Genomic DNA, 4672 nt, shown 5'->3' with positions numbered 1-4672 from the left:
ATGACGTAGGATTGCTGTCATTCTGCTACTTGTTAGCGGCTGAGATACCGCGAATGAATCGCGGTATGACGGTTAGCGGTGGCGTGACGATAAGCTCGTCATTCCGCTACGTGTTAGCGGCTAAGAGATATCGCGGTGGTATAGCTATAAATTGTTGATATCTTTTTTATATCACATTTTTAACTTACAATAGTTAGCCAGCGTTCCTTACATTAACCAAATCTTTCAAATTCTGCACTCACCACTACCTATAACTCACTTTCACGCAATATTGATCGTTCTTAAAAAGCAATCTAACATTTTTTATTCCTTGATTGCGAAGCTTTGATGCAGCTGATTTAGCGGCCTGAGCACTTTTAAAAAATGCAACATATCCCTTACTTTCTGCATTGTCTTGTTTCGGATGACGTTTCTGCATTTCTTTTTCATATTGCTTTCTGTAATGAGGAGTATTTTGTATCAATTGTTCTGACATCTTTCTTAGGTATTGAACTTTTACTTTTGCAAGCCCAGATTTATGAAATCCTAAGACTTGAGCTGCTTTTTCTGATAAGTCTATTATTCTGCCTTCAATAAAAGGCCCTCTATCGTTAACCCTTGTAACAAGCTTTCTTCCATTTTCTAAATTAGTGACAAGAACAAAGCAGGGTAAGGGCAAAGTCTTATGCGCTGCAGAGATCAAGTGACGGTTAAACGCTTCACCATTTGCTGTAAGTGTGCCATGATCTTCTATTCCATACCACGATGCTATCCCTATCTCTTCATAGTGTTTACAGTTTTTTGGATAATAAGTTATACCATTTATTGTGTAGCTGCTGCCAATTTTATAATGACCTGCAGTGCAGTTAAACCTGTTGCTAAAACTGCAGCTACTTATCAAAACAAATATTAGACATAGAAAGGTTAGGTTTTTTATCATTGTATTCGGTAAGAGGGTTCGATACTATGAGGATTTTAAATTATACTATAATAAATTTAGTAATGAGTAAACATCTACTGCTAAATATTAACAAAACTCAAAAAGGAATAATACATATTATTGGTATAGGTGGAATCGGAATGAGTGCCATTGCTGAAATTCTTCACAATTCCAATTGCAAAGTTCAAGGCAGTGATGCACAATCAAACGACAATATAAATAAGTTACAAAAGCTAGGTATAGAGGTTTTTATTGGTCACAATGCTAATAATATAAGCCAAGCTCAAATAGTCGTACATTCTTCTGCAATAGAATCTGATAATGTGGAGTTAATTGCGGCAAAAAATAACAATAAAACCGTTTTGCATAGATCAGACATACTTGCTGAAATTATGAAAGGTAAATATGTGATAGCGGTTTCAGGTTCAAGCGGAAAGACAACAACAACCGCTATGATTGCTTCCATTTTTGATCATTCTGGCATTGATGCGACTGTAACTGTAGGAGGGATATTAAATTCCTATAAGAGCAACTTCAAACTTGGAGGGAGTGACACTTTTCTGATCGAGGCTGATGAGTCTGATGGAACTATGCTAAAAATCCCTGCAAAGATTGCTGTCATAACAAGTATCAACAATGACCACATAGATTATTACGGCACATTTGATAATATCAAAAATGCATTTTCCCAATTCGTGAATAATGCAGGTTCTGCAGTTTTACCTGATTCTGTAGACATCGATTATGATGCGGGTAATTCTATAACGTTTGGGTTTGAGAATGGTAGCATAAGAGCCAGCAACATTAAACAGCATGCTAACAGCATAGAATTTGATGTGTTGAACAACTGGATTCCAGCATTACGTGCTGGAATGACAAAAGGAAAGTGTACAGAGATGTCATCCCAGTGCGTGACACTGGGATCCAGCCCTTTAAAAAACATAGTACTATCAAATGCAATAGGAATTCACAAAGTAAGCAACGCCCTGGCTGCAATATCAGTTGCGATAAAGCTCGGAATTAGCGATGCAGATATTAAAAAAGGCCTTTTGGAATTTCAAGGAGTAGCAAGAAGATTCTCTTTGATTGCCGATATTAAAGGTGTTAAGTTAATTGAGGATTATGCCCATCATCCAAATGAAATATATGCAACTTTAACGGCTGCACGTTCGATTACTAAAGGAAAAGTAATAGGAATTATCGAACCACTTCGTTTTGCCCGCATTCGTAATTTTTTTGATGAATTCATACGAATTTTCATGATGTTTGATTATGTCATCCTCACTCCTGTTCATCCCCCAGAAGACAAGCCTATTCCTGGTTGTGGGATTGATGATATACAAAAAGCTTTAATCAGTAATGGATTTAATAACACAAAAATTATGAATGATGCTTTGCTCATTTCACATTTTATTAGTGATTCGACAAGTCCAAGTGATATAGTATTATTTATTGGTGCTGGTAGTAATATAGCTAAATTGGCAAAGGAAACTGCAGCACTTATTGCGGAAGTTAAGGTTTAATGTAATGAATAAGATAATCAATAACGTATTCGCAAGAGAAATTTTAGATAGCAGGGGTTACCCAACCGTTGAGGTAGAGATTGGGCTCTGTGATGGAGCAGTAGGCAGAGCATCTGTACCTTCTGGAGCTTCAACCGGTAAATTAGAAGCCTTGGAACTCAGGGACCAAGATGAGAAAAGGTATTGTGGTAAGGGAGTGCTGAAAGCTGTTCAAGCTGTAAATGGGATAATAGCAGATGAAATCATTGGAATGAATGCAGCGGACCAAAATGCAATTGATAAAGCATTAATTGAACTGGATGGAACAAAAAACAAATCAAAACTTGGAGCAAATGCAACTTTGGGTGTGTCTCTTGCAGTTGCAAAAGCAGCAGCAAACAGTTTCAAAATGCCGCTATATAGATATTTGGGAGGAAAGCAGACGAGTGTTATGCCGGTTCCACTCATTAACATAATTAATGGTGGAGTACATGCAGACAATAAGCTCGATTTCCAAGAATTCATGATTCTTCCGGTCGGTGCTGAGACTTTCAGCGAAGCGATTAGAATATCTGCGGAGGTATTCCACAACTTACGTAGCATTCTTAAGAAAAAAGGTTATAGCACAAATGTAGGGGATGAAGGTGGTTTTGCACCAAATATTGAAAGTACTGAAGAAGCACTTGATTTGATCATATACGCTATAGAATCAGCAGGTTATTCAGCGCAAAGTGATTTTGCACTAGGCCTTGATGTTGCTTCATCTACTTTTTATGAAGATGGAATTTACAAATTTGAACACGGAGATCTTACTTCAGAAGAGTTGACTGAATATTATTGTAATCTTGTGGAAAGATATCCAATAATTTCTATAGAAGATGCAATGAGTGAAGACGACTATGAAGGTTGGAAATTACTTACTGCAAAATTGGGGAGTAAAATTCAATTGGTTGGGGATGATTTGTTTGTTACAAATTGTGAACTGATATGCAAAGGAATAGAGGAAAAAATGGCAAATGTTGTACTGATCAAGCCAAATCAAATAGGGACGTTAACAGAAACTTTTGCTGCTATTGAAATGGCAAAATCAAATGGCTATAAAGCTGTTGTTTCTCATCGCTCAGGTGAAACAGAAGACACAACAATATCTCATATAGCAGTTGCGTCAAATTGCGGGCAAATAAAAACCGGGTCGCTATCGCGTTCTGATAGACTCGCGAAGTATAATGAGCTAATGAGAATAGAAAGCACGTTAGGAAAGGATGCTAAATATTATCGTGGGTTAGCATGGGTTTTATAGACGAAGTAAAATTGTGTTTAAAAGCCGGTGACGGCGGTGATGGCTGTGCAAGTTTTCGTCGAGAAAAGTTCGTTGAATTTGGTGGTCCAAATGGTGGTAATGGAGGAAAGGGTGGAAACATAGTTTTCATCAGCGACGCTAATCTCAACACTTTGCTTCATTTTCGTTATAGAAGACACATTAAAGCAGATAGTGGAAAAAATGGTGCAGGCAGGGATAGATCTGGCACAGCAGGGAAAGACGTTATACTTAAAGTTCCAGTCGGTGCACAAATAATTGATGAAGAAAGTGAAGAGATAATAGTAGACCTTGACAAGCCTGGTATGGAATTTCAAGTAGCACAGGGTGGAAAAGGTGGACTTGGAAACACTAATTTTAAATCTTCTACTAATAAGGCACCAAGACATTTTACTTACGGTCAGCCTGGCGAAGAAAAACATGTATTATTAAAACTAAAAGTTTTATCAGATGTTGGAATTATTGGCATGCCAAACGCAGGTAAATCAAAATTTTTGACTCGCTGCTCAAATTCCGATACAAAAGTAGGCGATTATCCATTTACCACCGTAAGACCTCATTTAGGCATGGTAAAAGTGGATGATAGCGAAGTTGTAATAGCAGATATTCCTGGAATAATTACTGATGCTCACCTTGGAGTTGGGCTAGGGCATAAATTTTTAAAACACATAGAAAGGTGTCAAATTTTACTTCATTTAATCGATGTAACTCACGATGACGTTGTTTCGGCTTATAGTTGTATCCATAATGAATTGGAACTTTACAATAGTGATCTTGTTGAAAAAGAAGAGATTGTAGTATTAAACAAATGCGACTTATTGAGGGAAGCAGAAATTCTGGAAAAGAAGAATCACCTAGCTAATTATCTCAATAAAGAAGTGCTGTGCTTATCAATTAATGGTGATTTACAGCCTATTTTAAGATTATTAAGTG

The 4672-nt window shown here is 37.1% G+C and carries 4 protein-coding genes; 3 read left to right on the top strand and 1 reads right to left on the bottom strand.

The window, feature by feature from the left end; genetic code table 11:
• Nucleotides 1–244: 244 nt before the first annotated feature.
• Nucleotides 245–919, bottom strand: a complete 675-nt coding sequence (locus WGMM_RS03950) for a septal ring lytic transglycosylase RlpA family protein (protein WP_038250396.1) — start codon at nt 917–919, stop codon at nt 245–247.
• 26 nt (nt 920–945) lie between these two features.
• Between WGMM_RS03950 and murC the strand changes: the two genes are divergently transcribed.
• The 3 genes from murC to cgtA all read left to right on the top strand — a co-directional run.
• Entirely contained in the window at nt 946–2442 is a 1497-nt protein-coding gene (gene murC, locus WGMM_RS03945; RefSeq protein ID WP_038250394.1) for a UDP-N-acetylmuramate--L-alanine ligase, read from the top strand.
• 4 nt (nt 2443–2446) lie between these two features.
• Complete coding sequence (gene eno / locus WGMM_RS03940; protein ID WP_038250392.1) at nt 2447–3721, top strand: phosphopyruvate hydratase; 1275 nt, start codon at nt 2447–2449, stop codon at nt 3719–3721.
• Nucleotides 3709–4672: Obg family GTPase CgtA (gene cgtA / locus WGMM_RS03935; protein ID WP_038250387.1), on the top strand; the 964-nt coding region annotated here is incomplete at its 3' end. The genes eno and cgtA, both read left to right, overlap by 13 nt.

Source organism: Wolbachia endosymbiont of Glossina morsitans morsitans, from assembly GCF_000689175.1.
GTDB lineage: Bacteria > Pseudomonadota > Alphaproteobacteria > Rickettsiales > Anaplasmataceae > Wolbachia > Wolbachia pipientis.
The sequence above is the reverse complement of the archived record's forward strand: the minus strand, read 5'-3'. Positions and strand labels throughout refer to the sequence as shown.